General features: G+C 33.4%; 19 protein-coding genes. 11 read left to right on the forward strand and 8 right to left on the reverse strand.

Annotation, left to right across the window (positions count from 1 at the left end):
- Positions 1-35: 35 nt before the first annotated feature.
- Both ACE01P_RS03020 and ACE01P_RS03025 read right to left on the reverse strand, forming a co-directional pair.
- A complete protein-coding gene (locus ACE01P_RS03020) occupies positions 36-479 on the reverse strand; it encodes a hypothetical protein (protein WP_379693973.1) in 444 nt (147 codons plus the stop codon).
- A 239-nt stretch (positions 480-718) separates the two neighbouring features.
- Entirely contained in the window at positions 719-2,080 is a 1,362-nt protein-coding gene (locus ACE01P_RS03025) for a DEAD/DEAH box helicase (RefSeq protein ID WP_379693976.1), read from the reverse strand.
- Positions 2,081-2,462: 382 nt separating this feature from the next.
- On the opposite strand from ACE01P_RS03025, the gene ACE01P_RS03030 reads away from it, so the two are divergent.
- Positions 2,463-4,190, forward strand: coding sequence for a M14 family metallopeptidase (locus tag ACE01P_RS03030; RefSeq protein ID WP_379693979.1), 1,728 nt, complete (start codon positions 2,463-2,465; stop codon positions 4,188-4,190).
- A 146-nt stretch (positions 4,191-4,336) separates the two neighbouring features.
- On the opposite strand, the gene ACE01P_RS03035 is transcribed toward ACE01P_RS03030, so the two are convergent.
- The 4 genes from ACE01P_RS03035 to ACE01P_RS03050 form a co-directional block, all read right to left on the reverse strand.
- Positions 4,337-5,107: a hypothetical protein gene (locus tag ACE01P_RS03035; protein WP_379693982.1), complete on the reverse strand. Its 771-nt coding sequence runs from the start codon at positions 5,105-5,107 to the stop codon at positions 4,337-4,339.
- A 12-nt stretch (positions 5,108-5,119) separates the two neighbouring features.
- Entirely contained in the window at positions 5,120-5,539 is a 420-nt protein-coding gene (locus ACE01P_RS03040; RefSeq protein WP_379693984.1) for a hypothetical protein, read from the reverse strand.
- A gap of 282 nt (positions 5,540-5,821) precedes the next feature.
- Entirely contained in the window at positions 5,822-6,241 is a 420-nt protein-coding gene (locus tag ACE01P_RS03045) for a helix-turn-helix domain-containing protein (RefSeq protein ID WP_379693987.1), read from the reverse strand.
- Positions 6,242-6,512: 271 nt separating this feature from the next.
- Complete coding sequence (locus ACE01P_RS03050) at positions 6,513-7,151, reverse strand: NUDIX hydrolase (protein ID WP_379693990.1); 639 nt, start codon at positions 7,149-7,151, stop codon at positions 6,513-6,515.
- A 7-nt stretch (positions 7,152-7,158) separates the two neighbouring features.
- On the opposite strand from ACE01P_RS03050, the gene pyrE reads away from it, so the two are divergent.
- Both pyrE and ACE01P_RS03060 read left to right on the forward strand, forming a co-directional pair.
- Positions 7,159-7,803, forward strand: coding sequence for an orotate phosphoribosyltransferase (gene pyrE / locus ACE01P_RS03055; protein WP_035648398.1), 645 nt, complete (start codon positions 7,159-7,161; stop codon positions 7,801-7,803).
- A 100-nt stretch (positions 7,804-7,903) separates the two neighbouring features.
- Complete coding sequence (locus tag ACE01P_RS03060; RefSeq protein WP_379693994.1) at positions 7,904-8,296, forward strand: SRPBCC family protein; 393 nt, start codon at positions 7,904-7,906, stop codon at positions 8,294-8,296.
- Between the two features lie 195 nt (positions 8,297-8,491).
- Here ACE01P_RS03060 and ACE01P_RS03065 read toward each other — a convergent pair whose 3' ends face one another.
- Positions 8,492-9,220 carry a biotin--[acetyl-CoA-carboxylase] ligase gene (locus ACE01P_RS03065; protein WP_379693997.1) on the reverse strand — a complete coding sequence of 243 codons (729 nt, stop codon included), beginning with the start codon at positions 9,218-9,220 and terminating at the stop codon, positions 8,492-8,494.
- A gap of 92 nt (positions 9,221-9,312) precedes the next feature.
- On the opposite strand from ACE01P_RS03065, the gene rsfS reads away from it, so the two are divergent.
- The 8 genes from rsfS (at position 9,313) to ACE01P_RS03105 (ending at position 16,063) form a co-directional block, all read left to right on the forward strand.
- The gene (gene rsfS, locus ACE01P_RS03070; protein WP_008462770.1) at positions 9,313-9,684 is read left to right on the forward strand and encodes a ribosome silencing factor; all 372 of its coding nucleotides are present in this window, start codon (positions 9,313-9,315) and stop codon (positions 9,682-9,684) included.
- Positions 9,685-9,699: 15 nt separating this feature from the next.
- Positions 9,700-11,625, forward strand: coding sequence for an ATP-dependent zinc metalloprotease FtsH (gene ftsH / locus ACE01P_RS03075; RefSeq protein ID WP_379694000.1), 1,926 nt, complete (start codon positions 9,700-9,702; stop codon positions 11,623-11,625).
- 116 nt (positions 11,626-11,741) lie between these two features.
- Entirely contained in the window at positions 11,742-12,347 is a 606-nt protein-coding gene (locus ACE01P_RS03080) for a lactate utilization protein B/C (protein ID WP_379694003.1), read from the forward strand.
- A gap of 1 nt (position 12,348) precedes the next feature.
- Positions 12,349-13,239, forward strand: a complete 891-nt coding sequence (locus ACE01P_RS03085; protein WP_379694006.1) for a phosphatidate cytidylyltransferase — start codon at positions 12,349-12,351, stop codon at positions 13,237-13,239.
- The gene (locus tag ACE01P_RS03090) at positions 13,229-13,882 is read left to right on the forward strand and encodes a phosphatidylserine decarboxylase family protein (protein WP_379694009.1); all 654 of its coding nucleotides are present in this window, start codon (positions 13,229-13,231) and stop codon (positions 13,880-13,882) included. The genes ACE01P_RS03085 and ACE01P_RS03090 overlap by 11 nt, the downstream gene beginning before the upstream one ends.
- Entirely contained in the window at positions 13,883-14,152 is a 270-nt protein-coding gene (locus ACE01P_RS03095; protein ID WP_379694012.1) for an acyl-CoA-binding protein, read from the forward strand. It abuts the gene before it with no gap.
- A 7-nt stretch (positions 14,153-14,159) separates the two neighbouring features.
- A complete protein-coding gene (locus ACE01P_RS03100) occupies positions 14,160-14,939 on the forward strand; it encodes a superoxide dismutase (RefSeq protein WP_379694015.1) in 780 nt (259 codons plus the stop codon).
- 65 nt (positions 14,940-15,004) lie between these two features.
- Positions 15,005-16,063: a glycoside hydrolase family 130 protein gene (locus ACE01P_RS03105; protein WP_379694018.1), complete on the forward strand. Its 1,059-nt coding sequence runs from the start codon at positions 15,005-15,007 to the stop codon at positions 16,061-16,063.
- Between the two features lie 162 nt (positions 16,064-16,225).
- Here the strand turns inward: ACE01P_RS03105 and ACE01P_RS03110 are convergent, their stop codons facing one another.
- Positions 16,226-18,097 (reverse strand): alpha-amylase family glycosyl hydrolase, encoded by a 1,872-nt coding sequence (locus ACE01P_RS03110; RefSeq protein ID WP_379694021.1) that lies wholly within the window; start codon positions 18,095-18,097, stop codon positions 16,226-16,228.
- Positions 18,098-18,332: the final 235 nt, after the last annotated feature.

Here is an 18,332-nt window from a genome sequence, read left to right on the forward strand (position 1 = left end):
TCTGTTCCTTTGAGGCTTTGTCCCTCAAAAAAGAATTATTTTTGGAATAATTTACTGATTTGATCTTTTACGAATGGCTCAGAAACGTTATTTGTTGCTGCGTCTCTTTCTTTTCCAGAAACCATAAATTGTACTGTAGCTTTGTCTGGAACAACATTTCCTGTGTAGTGCAACCAAATGTAGTTGTTAGGTAACTCTAATTTGATATCGTACAACGGAGAAGCTGTAAATCCACCCATGATAATGCTGTATAAAGAGTTATATGCATTGTCGATGTTTTTAAATGAAAATTTTCTCAAAGTCGAATCATCATCACTTTGAACGATAGTGTAATACACAGTGTATTCGTCACCAATTTTCTGAATGTAGTTGTTATTTACTTTTCCTAATTTTTCTACAGGAACTGTTTCTAGTACCTTAACCTGTGCAAACGAAATAAAAGTAAAAAACAATGCGGCAAGAGTAATAATCTTTTTCATATAGTATTTGGGGTTACAATTTTACGATCACAAAAAAACATAGAAATATTGAAAAAACACCTATCAATTCGTTATTTTTTTAACATAAAATTGTAAAACTTAGTTACGCAATTATAAATCATTGAAATACAAACAAATAAACCACAAAATTTATCCTAAACCTTCGAAACCAAATTCCAAAAGAGCGTAGCGATTTTGAAAAAATCTTAAATCAGAAATCAACAATCTAAAATCTAAAATCAATATTTCCCTCTCTTCTCGTCTTCCTCTTTCTTGATGACATTACGGGCAACTTCGATTTTAAACTTCTTGCCTTTCATTTTTTCGTCTTTAATGTTTTTCAGAAGGTCTTTTACTTTATTGTACTTTACCGCCGCAAACGAAACGAAATCTTTTACTTCAATTAATCCTAAATCGCCTTTTTCTAATTTTCCCTTTTGAGAAAAGAATCCGACAATATCAAATTTGTTCAGTTTTGTCTTTTTTCCGCCACTGATATAAATAGTCTGAAATTGTGGTGGTTTTGGCAATGAGACTTTACCTTCAACATCTAAAACCTCCATTTCATAATCAATATAATCCAATTCTTTTTCACTTTCGTGAATGATCACATACGCCGTTCCAGTTGCCTGCATACGCGCTGTACGCCCATTTCTATGCGTGAATTCGTCTTCTTTTAAAGGCAAATGATAATGAATAACATGTTTCATTTCTGGAATATCTAAACCTCTTGCAGCCAAATCTGTTGTAACTAAGTACGTAACGCTTCCGTTTCTAAACTGAATTAAAGCACGCTCACGCTCCTCCTGATCCATTCCGCCGTGATAATACACCGAATAGATTCCTTTTTCGTTTAAAGTATCGCTAATACGTTCTGCAGCATCGCGATGATTACAGAAAATAATCGCTGATTCTGATTTTAAAGAACAAATCAAATTGAATAAACTTGGCAATTTATCTTTTGCTGGCGAAATCACCATTTTCATAGAAAGATTAGCCTTTTCTTCTTCCTCTGGAATAAAATCCAAAACAACCGGATTTACAACTCTTGTATATTTCGGAATTTCAATATCTGAAGTCGCAGAAACCAAAACTCTCTTATTTACTTTTGAAAGTCTTCCAATTATAAAAGACATTTGCTCGTGAAAACCTAATTGCAGCGATTTGTCAAACTCGTCTAAAATTAAAGTCTGAATTTTATCGGTTCTAAAAGTTTCTCTTTCAATATGATCGGCAATTCTTCCTGGCGTTCCAATTAAAACCGCTGGCGGATTGCTTAAATTTTTGATTTCAGTATCTATTGAATGTCCACCATAACAAATATTGACTTTGTATTGCGTTCCCATTTTTTTCCAAACCTGTTCAATTTGAAGTCCAAGTTCGCGAGACGGAACCAAAATCAAACACTGAACAGACAATACTTCTGGCTGTAACAATTCCAATATCGGAAGCAGGAAAGCCAATGTTTTTCCAGATCCTGTTGGAGAAAGTAGTAAAGTATTGTTTTCGTTTAAAATAGCATCATGTGCCATTTCCTGCATTTCGTTCAGGCTTTTAATGCCTAAATTCGAAAGTATATCGTTGGAATGGTGTTTTTTCATGCTGCAAAAGTAGGGAAAATTTGTTTCAGGTTTTTCTTGTTTCAAGTTTCAAGTTTGAATGGTGTGTTTTTTTGTTTCACGCAGATTTTTCAGATTAGAGCAGATTGAGCAGATATTTATCTCTCGCAGATTTGACAGATCAAGCAGATTAAATCTAAATATCAAATTAAAAAATCTGCCAAATCTGCGAGAGGAAAATGGCGCAAAGATCAAATTTTACGCAAACTTAAAATGGATTTTAGCAGATTCAAAAAAATCAAAATTAATCTGCTTAGATCTGCAAAATCTGCGTGAAACTAAATTATAGGTAAAGCATATCAAACTTGAAACCTGAAACTTGAAACAAAAAAACTATATTTGATTCTCAGTTAAAACCAAAACCATGAAACTTTTTACCATTTTCATTTCACTTTTCACGCTTTCTCTTTTCGCTCAAAACAACAAAAAATATGATACCTTTTTTGAGAAAGGAAACGGAAATCAATCTGCATCATATCAAGAAACTATTGCTTATTTTAAAATGCTGGCGAATGATTTTCCGACCATTCAAATGAAAGAAATGGGACTGACAGATTCTGGCGAACCTTTGCACATGATTACTTTTAATCCTGACAAGGAATTTGATTTTGATAAAATCCAGAAAACCAAAGCTGTTTTATTTGTCAATAACGGAATCCACGCGGGAGAGCCTGACGGAATCGACGCGACAATGCAATTCTACAGAGATTTGGCAACTGGAAAAATGAAAGCGCCAAAAAACACCGTTTTGGTTACCATTCCGGTTTATAATATTGGTGGAGCTTTAAATAGAAATTCGACAACTCGTGCCAATCAAGACGGACCTGAAATTTACGGTTTTAGAGGAAATGCGAGAAACTACGATTTGAATCGTGATTTAATGAAATCGGATACTCGAAATACGAAAAGTTTTGTGGAGATTTTTCAGAAAATAAACGCTGATGTTTTTATTGATAATCATGTGAGCAACGGTTCTGATTACCAATACAAACTGACTTATATCATGACGCAGCACAATAAATTGGGAACGGTTTTGGGCGATTTTATGAATGACGAAATGATGCCAGCTTTAGTAAAAGATTTACAGAAAAAGAAAATCGAAACGACGCCTTATGTAGATTCGTTTAAAGATACGCCAGATAAAGGTTTCGGGCAATTTGTTGACAGTCCACGATATACAACGGGTTACACTTCTTTGTTTAATACGATTGGTTTTGTGGTCGAAACGCACATGCTGAAAAAATATGCAGAACGTGTAAAAATGACTTACGAATACATGAAATCGACGATGGATTTTACCGATGCCAATTATCAGAAAATCAAAGAGCTTCGTGTGAAGAATTTAGAGCAATATCAGCCTAAAAAATCCTATACTTTAAAATGGGAAATGGACAGCACAAAAACGACCAAATTCTCCTTTTTAGGTTACGAAGCAGGTTACAAAAAAAGCGAGGCGACAACTGGAGATCGTTTGTATTACGACCGAAACAAACCGTATAAAAAAGACGTTCCGTATATTAAAGAATTCAAATCGGCTAAAGAAATTGTGATTCCGACGGCTTATGTTGTTCCTAGAGGTTATTGGAATATTATTGAGCTGCTGAAAAACAATAACATCACTTTCAGACAATTTAAAAACGATACAATTGTTGAGGTTGAAAGCTATAGAATTGCCGATTTTAAAACGTCTTCGTTTGCGTATGAAGGACATTACCCACACCGAAACACAACGGTAACTTCTAAAAAGGTTAAAATGAATTTCGCTAAAGGGGATTATTACGTTCCAACAAACCAAAAAGGCGTAAAATATCTTCTAGAAGCTTTTGAACCAGAAGGTGTTGATTCGTTCTTTAACTGGAATTTCTTCGATGCCATTTTACAGCAAAAAGAACATTACTCAGAATATATTTTTGAAGATACTGCCGCTCAGCTTTTAAAAGATAATCCAACCTTAAAAGCGGAATTGGAAACCAAAAAACAAAACGACCGCGAATTTGCAAAAAGCGCCGAAGCACAATTAGACTGGATTTACAAACATTCTGTTTATTATGAAAAGGCGCATATGCAGTATCCTGTTTATCGAGTGCTTTAGTTTTTTTTAAACGCAAAGTGCGCTAAGTTTTTTTGATTTTGATTGAGTTTAGCAAAACACTAAGGTCGCAAAGCTGTACGCTTAGAACTTTGTCAAAGTTTGAAACTTTGACAAAGTAAACGACATACTTTTTAAAAAGATTCTATCTATTTAATATTACGAATCCTAATAAAATCTAATACTTTTTTACCCATTTGCGTTAGCTTATAATAATTAGCACTATTAGTCAAACGCCTATCAAAAGCAATTAAACCCAAGGTTATAAAAAAATCAAGATTTTTATTATTATCATTAATTGGTTTACCTTTTTGAATTAAAAGAACAGTTTCTTCATAACTTTTTAGGCTTCCGCCATTAATAATTTTACTAACTAAATCACTGAGTTGGTATTCAACATCAGGATCTTGGAAATCTGGTTCAGTATTAGTTGCTTTTAACTTGGAAAGTTCAATTATATTTTCGTCTTGAGCTTTAATTATCGTTTCTAATCTGGATTTACTTTGTCGTTCATTATCTAAACGAGTTTGTAAATCATCATTCTCAGCACGCACCCTGTCGTACTCTTCTTTTAAAACAATCGATTTTGAATCAGTAATTTGATAAATCCAAGGAGTTAAACGTTTTTCCGACACATTAACAATAAATCTTGAAATATTTAAAAGAATATAAGTCAAAATCAGAAGACCAAATGACCACAAAATATTTACAAGTAAATTTTCAATGAAATTAGTTTGATGATAATAATTTTTGACAAATTGAATTTTAGCCCATCTTGTAACTTTTTTATCAAAATTGAATAAACTATATATCAAATCCCAATTTCGGATTAGCCAAACAAGTAAATAAGTCCCTAAAAATGGGTTATTCGTTTTTTCTTTAAAATTATCGGTAAACGATACAAATAAATCTTTAATCATAAGGGATTTTCTCTATTTCTTTTTGGTATATCTATATAAAAGTCCAACAACACACAATTTTATTATAAAACCCAATAATGCAATTGCTACGGCTACTCTTAAAAAGTAAGTAAAACTATTTGAATAATAATAACTAACAACAATTGAAATATTCAAATAAAACATAGCAAAAAAACTGGGTATTAAAATAATTGCTTCTTGCTCTGCATCTACGTATGCCAATATTGGAATACTTAGAATGGATACTACAATAAACCACAATATCGTTAGTGCTACCACTAAGCCAATTTGCATATAAAATGGAAACGCAAATATTTCGGGTTTAAAAATGCAAAATGGAACTGTCCAAAAACAGAACATAACTATAATGGAAATAAGAAGAGATTTTGTGAAATTATTATAAGCATTAAACACATTTAAAACTTCGCTCATGTAATCTTTTATTTATTTTATAAATCTTGTTAAACTTCCGAATCACCAAATATAGGATTTATTATATTTATACGAATATATTGCATAATTTACTTCATTAATCGATAATAATCTGCTTCCCTCGCTAGTACTAGAGTCCCGCTCATGACCTTTTTTACTGTATTAATTTAGATAGTTTTCACGAGCGAGACGCTCGCACCAGCGACATAAATTGAAATAAAAAAGCCTAATAAAAACATCAAATTTTATTAGGCTTTTCTTTTATCAAGAAAGAATAAAAACTTATTTATCTTTCAATATTTTCTCTAAAAATTCTACTTTTTCTTTTTCTGCTTGAACTAAACGTTCGTAAAGCTTTTTGTTTTCTTCGTAAGCTTCAATTAGCTTTTCTAACGGATTAAAAGTAAGATTGGTGCAGGAATTATTTAATATCTGTCCTTTTGCACTTTCATCATAGAAATTATTAAAATAGTTTATTACACTATCTTCCGAAAAGTTCTTAAGAGCATCAACATTTACACCTAAAGCTTTTGCAACCGCGTTTAGCTTTTCATCATCGATGGTTTCACTATTTTCCAAAATAGAAATTGCCTGTTGGTTTGTTCCTAAAGCTTGAGCCAAAGCTTCTTGCTTCATGTCTCTAAGTTCACGAATTCGGCTTATTTTTCGTCCTATGTGGTTTGGTTTTGTTAGTGTGCTCATAAATCAAAAGTGTTACTTATTTAACAAAAGTACGATTTTTGAAATATGAATTAATTAAAAATGAAAATTTACTTAAAAATAAACAAAATCTTACAAACGAAGCCGTTTCGCGTGAGGGATAGAGCCATGCTACCGAAGTAGCGGCGAAAGCCCGACAGCAATAAAAAAAAGACCCAATGAACGCAAAGTTGATTGGGTCTTTTTTTTTATTGGTGGCACGCCATAATCCTAAGATACTGAGACGCTAAGATGTTAAGTTTTTTTGAGCTTCTTAAGATTCTAAGTTTTCCTTTTTTGGTTTTAAATCTACTGGAGCGTGATGGTCTTCTTCGAATAACAATTTAATGTTTTCGTAAGAGTTTTTTAGCGCTTCTTTGATTTGTTCTGGGTTTAACCAAGCTACTTTTTCTATTCCCTCTTCAATTTGTCCGTGTGGTGTTCCTTCAAAATCAGATTGCATTTCGAACCAATGCGTGATTTTGAGTTTGTATTTTCCATTGCGTTTAAAGATATGATAGGTTTTTTGAAGTTTATTCGTAATACGAAGCTGGTTTACTCCTGTCTCCTCCTCTACCTCACGCATTGCCGTCGCTTCGATGTCTTCCCCTTTCTCGATTCCGCCTTTTGGCAGGTCCCATTTTCCGTTTCTAAAGATAAACAAGACTTCGCCTTTCTTATTGTAGACAAAGCCTCCGCCCGCTTTATTCACCGGAATTTTGGCTTTTAGGGTTTTCATCATTTCACTTTCGTCGGGATGATATAGAATCGCTTTTTGAATTTTATTTTGAAAAATTTTTATAATAAGCTGTTCGATATCAATACTCTCCAACAAGAACAATTGGAAATCTGTTTCTTTCGAGATTTCATTTGTCAAAAAAAGTGGTTTGTCGTTTACAAAAACTTTATACATTTGTACTATGATTTTTAATAAAGATACTGCCGAAAAAACAGCCGAATTGCTTTTGCAAATAAATGCAATTAAATTGAATCCCGAAAATCCTTTTACATGGGCTTCTGGTTGGAAATCTCCTATTTATTGCGATAATAGGTTAATTCTTTCATTTCCGAGCATCAGAAACTATGTTCGTGATGAATTTGCTAAGAACATCGAAAAACAATTTGGAAAGCCTGATGTGATTGCTGGTGTTGCTACTGGAGCCATTGGAGTTGGAATTTTGGTTGCCGAAAGTTTAGGTCTTCCTTTCGTATATGTGCGTCCGGAGCCAAAAAAACATGGTAGACAAAACCAAGTGGAAGGTTTTTTACAAAAAGGACAAAATGTTGTGGTTGTCGAAGATTTAATTAGTACTGGAAAAAGCAGTTTGATGGCTGTGGAGGCTTTAAGAAGCGAAGGTGCTAATATTAAAGGTATGGCGGCGATTTTTACATACGGTTTTGGTGTTGCTGAAGAAAATTTCAAAGAAGCTAATATTGATTTATTCACTTTAAGCAACTACGAAAATCTTCTAGATTTAGCAGTTCAAAAACAATATATCACAGAAGATCAACAATCGACTTTGTTGGAATGGAACGCAAGTCCATCAACTTGGGGGCAAGAATAAATTGCAGATTTTAGATTTCTGATTTTAGATTATTGGAATTTGAAATTTTGGAATATATTTTGTTGTTACTGTTTAAAATAAATAAAAACAAAAGATAAATATGAACTTAGAAAGTCCAAAAGTTACAGTTCAGAAATCAGCTCAGGATTTATTTGACCAACTGACTGACGTAAAGAATTTCGAAAAATTAATGCCAGACAATATCGCTAAATTTGAAGTGACTGGTGAAGACGCTTTTATTTTTGGATTGAAAGGGATGCCCGAAATCAAATTAAAAATGAAAGAAAAAGTGGCTCCAAACAAAATCGTTTTGGGTGCTGCAAGTGATAAACTTCCGTTTACGCTAACTTCAAACATTGATACAATTTCTGATTCAGAAAGCGCTGTTCAATTGTTCTTTGAAGGCGAATTCAACGCTATGATGGCGATGATGGTTAAAGGTCCAATTGGTAAGTTTATTGAAACTTTAGCAAACAATATGCACAAACTTTAATAATGGTTAATTATTAATTGTGAATTATAAATTAAAAAGTCCAATCTTAAACGATTGGACTTTTTTTGTTTTATGCTCTCGCAAAGTCGCGGAGTCGCAAAGTTTTTATCGCATTTTTGTCATTTCGAGGAACGATTTTATTCACAATGAAAGAAACCTTTGAACCTCTGCACCTTTGAGCCTTTGTCCCTATTCTCAATAAAGCATTTTCACTTCCTTAATCTCAAATTCCACCACAGAATCATCTTCTAGCAAAACCTGCAATTTTCCGAATGGAGAAACACCTTCAATGATTCCCATGAAATCTTTATTGTCATTGTCTCTAAATGCTGTAGGAACGCCTTTTTTAAATAGAAAATTAAAATAATCGTTCCAGAAATTTTGCGATTCGGTTTTCCACGATTCGATCTTTTCTTTTAGTTTTTCGACGATTAAAATTGCTATTTCTTCTTTATCAAAAGTTTTTCCTGCAATTACTGCCAATGAAGAAGCATTTGGCAATTCGTCAAAATCCGTTTGATTGACATTGATTCCGATTCCAGCAACTGACACGATTCTGCCATCACTTTTTAAGGTATTTTCGATTAATATGCCAACAAGCTTCTTATTGTATGACAGAATGTCGTTTGGCCATTTAATACATATATCAGGAATATTTAACGATTTTAAAACCTCTGCAACCGATAAAGAGACCAGAACACTCAAATTGAAAACTTCTTCATTACCAAAGAGAAAATCCTTAACCAAAACGCTCATTGTTAAGTTTTTACCAGCCTGAGTCTTCCATACACCGCCGACTTGCCCCTTCCCTTTTGTCTGATTTTCAGCTGTTACCACTGTGAAATTCTCCACTTCATCTTGACTTGCCAATGATTTTAGGAAGTCGTTTGTAGAATCTATGGCATCGAGTTTGATTAGTTTCATTAAATAATTTAAATATCTTAATTTAATATTTTGTTAAGGTTCAAAAATAATCACAAAATTTGGTAACTTTACAAATTCATATAAAATAATTCATGGCGAAAAAGACTATTAATAATGATGTTCTACTGGCGAACATAATCAAAGGGATTGAGGAAGTAAAAGGAAATGATATCGATATTCTTGACTTAAGAGAAATAGATACTGCTGTATGCGACTATTTTGTTATTTGCAATGGTAGCTCAAACACCCAAGTTAACGCCATCGTAAACTCAATTCAAAAAACTGTATCAAAAGACTTAAAAGATAAACCTTGGCACGTAGAAGGAACAGATAACGCAGAATGGGTACTTATGGACTATGTACACATTGTGGTACACGTTTTCCAAAAGCATATTCGTGAATATTACAACATCGAAAGCCTTTGGGGCGACGCCAAAATAACTTCAATCGAGAACAAATACTAAAGAAACTTTCATTAAATGGCTAAAGATAATAATCCAAATCCGAATAAATTTAAAATAAGTCCTTGGTTAATATACACCGCAATACTTTTAGTTTTTTTATTCATAAGTTTTGCCACAGGAGGATCAAGCTTAAGCGAACCTGCCCAATTAACATCTTCTAAATTCAATACGCTTTTAGAAAAAGGCCAAATTGATAAAGTAATTGTTTACAACAAAGCAGAAGCTGAGGTATATTTAAATGCTGCGGCTCTTAAAGACCCAGCAAACAAAAAAGTAGCTGAAGATATTTTCAAACAACCAAACAAAGGTCCACATTACACTTTGGAAATTGGTAACGATCAAATCTTTCAAACTAAATTAGAAAAAGCAGTTACTGAAGGAAAATTGAAAGATTTCAACTTTCTTCAAAAAAATAACTGGAGCGATATTTTAATCAGCTTACTTCCTATCATCATCATTGTTGGTGTATGGATTTTCATCATGCGTAAAATGTCTGGCGGAGGCGCTGGAGGTGGCGGACAGATTTTCAATATTGGAAAATCTAAAGCGAAACTTTTTGACGAAAAAACAGATATCAAAACTACATTTAAAGATGTTGCTGGTTTAGAAGGTGCAAAAGAAGAAATTCAAGAAATTGTTGAATTCCTTAAAAACCCTGAAAAGTATACGAACCTAGGAGGTAAAATCCCGAAAGGAGCTCTACTTGTTGGACCTCCGGGAACTGGTAAAACTTTATTAGCAAAAGCTGTTGCTGGTGAAGCTCAAGTACCTTTCTTCTCTTTATCAGGTTCTGATTTCGTAGAAATGTTTGTAGGAGTTGGAGCATCTCGTGTTCGTGACTTATTTAAACAAGCAAAAGAAAAATCTCCTGCCATCATTTTCATCGATGAGATTGATGCTGTTGGTAGAGCAAGAGGAAAAAGCAATATGTCTGGTGGAAACGACGAGAGAGAAAACACATTGAACCAATTACTAACAGAAATGGACGGTTTTGGTACAAACTCTAACGTAATTGTTTTGGCTGCGACGAACAGAGCTGACGTTTTGGACAAAGCTTTAATGCGTGCTGGACGTTTTGACAGACAAATTTTTGTTGACTTACCAGATATTCGCGAAAGAGCAGAAATCTTTGCTGTTCACTTGGCTCCTATCAAAAAAGTTGAAGGTCTTGATCTTGACTTCTTAGCCAAACAAACTCCAGGTTTCTCTGGTGCTGATATTGCTAACGTTTGTAACGAAGCTGCATTAATCGCTGCTCGTAATAACAAACCAGCTGTAGACAGACAAGATTTCTTAGATGCTGTTGATAGAATTATTGGTGGTCTTGAAAAGAAAAACAAAATCATTACTCCAGAAGAGAAAAGAGCAATCGCAATTCACGAAGCTGGTCACGCAACTGTAAGCTGGATGTTAGAGCATGCTGCTCCACTTATTAAAGTTACAATTGTTCCTCGTGGACAAAGTTTAGGTGCTGCTTGGTACTTGCCAGAAGAAAGACAAATCGTAAGAACAGATCAAATGTTAGACGAGATGTGTGCTACTATGGGAGGTAGAGCTGCAGAAAAAGTAACTTTTGACAGAATTTCAACTGGTGCTTTAAGCGACTTAGAAAAAGTAACTCGTCAGGCTCGTGCTATGGTAACTATTTACGGATTGAATGATAAAATCGGTAACGTTACTTACTACGATTCAACTGGACAAAGCGAATACAATTTCTCTAAACCATATTCTGATGAAACAGCAAAAATCATTGATGCTGAAATTTCAGAATTAATCGAAGGTCAATACCAGAGAGCAATTCAAATTTTAGAAGAAAACAAAGACAAACTAAATCAACTTGCTGATATTCTTATCGAAAAAGAAGTTATCTTTAAAGATGATTTAGAAAACATATTTGGAAAACGTACTTTTGACAAAAATTTAGAAGAAGTAGTTTCATAAATAATTACGAAAAACGTAATAAATTTTCAAAATCTTAATTCAAAAGTCCCTTTTGAATTAAGATTTTTTTATCTTTGAACGTTTTCAATTAACATGTAAAGCATTTCATATAAAAAATGAATTTTTTCAAAAAAATATTTGGCTCTCATGAAGCCGCTTCTGACGAGGAGAACGAAAGCGAATATGCTGGTACTTCTGCGCAGAACAGTCATTTATCGTTAGATGAGCAATTTATTTTCAACTTCAAAAAGAATGGAGGTAAGTTTTTGTACTGCGAAAACATGGGAGAAGTTGCTGAACAGTTTGAAAACATTTTAGAAGAAAACGATTGGTTCGAAAATGAAGTTTTATGCTACGAACCAGCATTATTTGCCTTATTGGAAGAAAATAAATTATTTTATATAGCTCCAACAAACCCAAGATTCTTATTAGCAAGCTGTGAAAATCTTATTGCTGACGAAGGTTCTATTTTATTTTCATCAAAACAAATTAGACAAAATAAACCAAACGAATTACCTGCTAGCATTGTTATTATAGCAACCACAAGCCAAATCCTTCCTATGAAAAGCGACGGATTAAGCGCTATAAAACGCAAATACGAAAGAGACATACCTACTAATATCACTACAATAAAATATTTCGAAAAAGCGAAAGACGAAGATTTTACACAATACGGAAGTGTTGCAAAAAACCTTTATTTACTGCTTTTAGAAGATCTTTAAGATGAACGAAACGCTGAAGAGGGCCATTTCTGGTGCTGTTTATATCGCTTTATTATTAACCTCAATATTGTTTTCTACAGAAAGCTTTATTACTCTTTTCGGGGTCTTCCTGATTATTACTATATATGAGTTTTCTAATATAGTAAACTTAAACAAAGTGTTTTCCATTCTCTTTGGAACTTTAGTTTATTCCGTAATTATTCTTGTAAGTCATTACAACAAACAAACGACCCAATTTTTAAACGAAACCTTTAACGCCAATATAACTCTAGAAACCAATATTAAGCAATTGGACTTGGTTCTTCTAGCCGTTACAATAGTGGTTTCAATAAAATGCATCATATTCTTATTTTATGATTCAGTTCAAAAGATAAGCACTTCTTCAAAGTATTTATATTTGCTTGGGTATATTACACTCCCATTTGTATTTATTGTAAAAATCTCTTTTGGAACAAATGATTATAATCCGAAGATTATTTTGGGATTATTTGTATTAATCTGGACCAATGATACTTTTGCTTATTTGGTTGGAAAATCAATGGGAAAACACAAATTATTTGAACGCGTTTCTCCTAAAAAAACAATCGAAGGCTTTATTGGCGGTGTTGTTTTTGCCGCTTTTGCTGGTTTCTTGATCTCTAAACTCTATATTCAGCCTAAACCTGAATTTAGTAGTAAATCGATTTTAATCTGGACTATAATCGCATTAATTGTGAGTATTTTTGGAACTATTGGAGATTTAATAGAATCTAAATTTAAACGAATTGCTGGCATAAAAGACAGCGGTTCAATAATGCCTGGCCACGGAGGTATTCTAGATCGATTAGATAGTGTTATATTTGTAGCACCAATTATATTTTTATTTTATCAAATTTTATATTATGTTTCATAAAGAAGGAGGCCCGTCCATTTTATTAGGTACTGTATTTACTGTAGCTGTACTTTTAATTGCTGAAAGATTTATTGATATCAATTGGCTTAGAATGCTTGTTCAAATTGCAGCGCTTGTAATTTTGATCATTATTTTACAATTCTTCAGAAATCCGAAGAGAATTGCAGTTAGAAACAGTGATCACATCCTAGCTCCAGTTGATGGAAAAGTGGTGGTTATTGAAGAAGTTTATGAAGGAGAATATTTTAAAGATAAACGTTTACAGGTTTCTATTTTTATGTCACCAATCAATGTGCACGTAACGCGTTACGCAATGGATGGTATCATCAAATTTAGTAAATATCACCCTGGAAAATTCCTTGTTGCTTGGCATCCAAAAGCAAGTGAAGAAAATGAAAGAACGACAGTAGTAATCGAAAATGAAACTTTCGGTGCTATTTTATACAGACAAATTGCGGGTGCATTGGCTCGTAGAATTGTAAATTATGCAAAAGAAGGAATACAAGTTGTTCAGGGAACTGACGCTGGTTTCATTAAATTTGGATCAAGAGTAGATTTATTTTTACCTTTAGGTACACCAATCAATGTAGAATTGAATCAAAAAGCAATTGGTGGAAAAACAATTATTGCGACAAAAGCATAAATGGCTGATAAAGATTTAGATATTCGCTTTACTAAAGCCGTAGAAATTGCAATGACAATGACTCAGGCTTCTCTGCCGCAAGACGTGCAGTTAAGACTTTACGCTTTTTACAAACAGGCGACTTTTGGAACAGCAGTTTACAATCAAACTGAGAATTTTGATTTAAGAGATGCTTTTAAAACCAATGCTTGGATGCAAATTAGCCATATATCTAGCGATGAAGCCAAAGAAAACTATATCGAGATCATCAATTCATTAACATCAAAATAAAAACATTATGAAGAAAAACGTTGTTATTTTCAGCACTTTAGCTTCATTTTTACTATTATTTTCCTGTAAAGAGGACAAGCTTGTTGAAGTAGTTGAGGTTCCTCTTCCAACAAAAGAAGAGAAAATTACTATTGGTTCGCCAAATGATGTTAAAGCCGATCCAGGTTCTTTTGAAATGACAAAACTGACATTTAATTATGATGGTCTTGCTCCTGACATTAGAACTTTGACTTTAGAAACTCATTATTCGAAGCATTATTTATCGTACACAAACGGTTTTAACAAAGAAATTGTTTCAACTGAATATGAAAATATGCCGATTGAGGATATCTTGAAAAAGTTAGATTTGAATAATGCAAAGCTTCGTCAGAATGCTGGTGGTTATTACAACCATACTCTTTATTTTAATATTTTAACCCCAAAAGAGCAGACTCCAAAAGATACGCTTGCTGGTTCTATTAATAAAGAGTTTGGTTCTTTTAATAACTTGACCAATCAATTTAAAGCACAGTCTGAAAAGCAGTTTGGTTCTGGATGGGTTTGGCTTGTTGTTGACAGATACGGTAAATTACAAATTACCACAACTGACAATCAAGACAATCCGTTAATGAAAAATGCTTTGATTCCAGGAACTCCAATTATGGGAATTGATCTTTGGGAACATGCTTATTATTTAGATTATCAAAACCGAAAAGGCAGTTATATCGATGCTTTTTACCAGCATATTAATTGGGAAAAAGTAAACGAATATTACGTTGAAGCACTCAAAAAGGTTAAAAAAGTATAGAAAAGAAGCTGATACAATTAAGTATCAGCTTTTTTTTATACCTTTTAGGTACTTAAACGAAGATTATGAAAGACATTGCCAATCGTTTCATAGAAAACCCTTTACTATCTCCATCAGATTTACCGCCAAGCAGAGAAGGTCTTGAAATTACCTGTCTCTTAAATCCTGGAGTATTTCAATTTCAAAATAAAATATGGCTGGCTGTACGCGTTGCAGAAAGACCAAAACAGATTGAAAACATCATTTCGTTTCCGATTTTAACTGAAGCAGGCACAATTCAGATTATTGAAATTTTAAAAGATCATCCCGAACTTATAGCAACAGATGCTCGCGTAATAAATTATCAAGGAATTGATTATTTAACTACTTTGTCGCATATAAGATTATTGTGCAGTGAAGATGGAAAAAGATTTTATGAACCTGAAGATTATCCGCATTTGGTTGGAGAAGGTATTTTGGAAACTTTTGGAATTGAAGATTGTCGTGTTTCTCTCATTGAAGGAAAATATTATCTCACTTTCACTTCTGTTTCTCCAAGCGGCGTTGGCGTTGGTTTAAGAACCACAACCGATTGGAAAAATTTCGAAAAACGTGGATTGATATTTCCTCCTCACAATAAAGATTGCGCCATTTTTGAAGAGAAAATAAACGGTTTATTTTATGCTTTACATCGTCCGAGTAGTGTAGATATTGGCGGAAATTACATTTGGATAGCTTCTTCTCCTGACGGAATTCATTGGGGAAATCATAAATGTATTATCAAAACCAGAAAAGAAAGTTGGGATAGTAAAAGAGTTGGCGCTGGAGCTGCACCGATAAAAACAGATCTAGGCTGGCTCGAAATTTATCATGGAGCCAACGAATTTCATCAATACTGTTTGGGCGCTTTTTTATTGGATTTAGAAGATCCTACAAAAGTGATTTCGAGAACCGAAACTCCAATTATGTTTCCTAAAACTAATTACGAATTAAGCGGTTTCTTTGGAAATGTTGTATTCACAAACGGCCATATTATTGAACCTGATGGCGACACACTAACGGTTTATTATGGAGCTTCAGATGAATTTGTTTGCGGTGCTCAATTTTCTATTAGAGAAATTCTTTCGTTGCTTAAAAAGCTTTAAAAAATTTTTAAACACATAGAAACATAGTCCCGAAGCTTCGGGATTGAGCAAAAAAGAATACAAAAGAAACCAGTTCCACACATAGATAAGCTATGTGCATTTAAACTAGTGAAGCGTCTTTTTTAAAGCATTCAAATCTATGTTTCTATGTGTTTTAAAATCTTATTTCAATTCTAAAATCAAAGATTCTGAAGGTTGAATTGAAACTCTCGCCTCTCCTTCTCCATTCTGAACTTTTAGTACAAATGTGTTATTTTGATATAATTGTTCTTTCAATTGATATTCTCCATCTTTTAAATTCCATTTTGAAATAAGTGATGAAGGAACTTTCAAATTAAATTCGCTTCCTTTTTCAGAAGAAAAATTAGCAATTACAATTAGTTTTTGGTTTTCTGACCAACGTACGTAAGAATACAATAATGCATCATAAGCTTCATTATTTTGCCTGTTTGCGGATTGAATTTCTTCAAAACTCCCCATCAAAGCACTGCTATTGATTGTAAAATTCAATAAGCGTTTATAAAAGTCACGAAGTTCTTTTTCTGAGCTAGAAAGCTGCCCGCCATCAAACTTACCTTCATTCATCCAACGCTGATGATTTGGAACTCCGATATAATCAAAAATTGAAGTTCTTGAACGTTTTCCAAAACCAGCATCTTCATTTCCAGCCTCTCCTACTTCTTGTCCGAAATAAATCATGGTTGGCGAAGTGCTTATTGTTGCCGAAACTACCATTAAAGGTTTTCCTCTTTCTGGAGTTCCCGCAAATTCTGGACTCGCTAAACGTTGTTCATCATGATTATCAAGAAAATGAAGCATATGGTGTTCAATATCTGACATTCCAGTTTGGATTTTTGTTAATTCGTCAGGCGAAGATTTTCCGCGAATAACATCTTTCAGCTTATCATACGTTTCAACTTTATCATACAAATAATCCATTTTTCCTAAACGAATATAGTTTCGATATTCATTCGGATTATAAACTTCTGCCAACAAAAATGCCTTTGGATTTTTCATTTTAATTGACGAGTTCATATAGCTCCAAAACTCGTACGGAACCATTTCTGCCATATCATAACGGAATCCGTCAACTCCTTTAGCGGTCCAATACAAGGCAATATCTCTGAACTTTTTCCAAGAATCTGGAACGTTTTTATCTTGCCAAAAAGCAAAATGTTCTCGATATGATTTTTGGTCAAAACCTGCAGGAAGTTCAGGAAAATCTTTACTACCATCTGGACGCACTCCGTAATTAACTTTTACAGTTTCGTACCAATCGTCTTGATTTGGTTTGAATTTTCGAGAACCATTCCCTGTCCATTTCGCTGGATTTTCATCAAACTTTCCATCAATCAATAAATTTTGCTCTCCATTTAGCGGAATATCACCATCTGGAATTTCAAAATGCTCTTTCGGAATATAATAGAAATTATTATCTCGTTTGTATTCAACTGATACATCATCATCTGCACCAAAATCTTTTACGCCTGCAGGATTCGATTTTCCTTCATATTTTCTTGCAATATGATTCGGAACAATGTCAATTATTACTTTTAAACCGGCGTCATGAGTACGTTTTATCAAAGCTTCAAATTCTTCTAAACGCTTAGCAGGATTCACAGCCAAATCTGGATTCACATTGTAATAATCTTTCACTGCATAAGGAGAACCTGCACGGCCTTTTACCACTTCTGGATCATCATTTGAAATCCCATAAGCCGTATAATCACGCACCAAAGCATGATGTGGAACACCAGTATACCAAATATAGGTAACTCCTAAATCTTTTATTTCGTGAAGCGCTTTATCTGTAAAATCATTAAACTTTCCAACGCCATTTTCCTCGATGGTTCCCCACGGTTTGTTGGTTGTATTTTTATTTCCAAAAAGGCGCGTAAAAACTTGATAGACCACAACTTTCTTTTCTGCTGTAGTTTGTTCTTTTACTGTACTCATTTTTAAATCTTTTGTTTTACAGGCTGAAAATAGTACAGTTAACGTAATTCCGGCTGCGATTATTTTTTTACTTATCATATAATTTTGAAATATTCTTCCTTGATTTTTTAATTTTAATCCTTCAGAAGCATTAAAACCAATTTCTAAATGTAATTCATTTTTTAAAACTCAGAGCATCATCTTTTTAAAATGCCTTCTTTTAAATCCAAAACACCGTAACTACAACGTGAGAGTTGAATCTTTTGTTGAAAAAATAAATAATGCTGAACTTCTTATTCGAAGTGTTGGCGAGTTATTATAAATTAATCCTAAT

This window comes from Flavobacterium sp. HJSW_4 (genome assembly GCF_042436695.1).
GTDB lineage: Bacteria > Bacteroidota > Bacteroidia > Flavobacteriales > Flavobacteriaceae > Flavobacterium.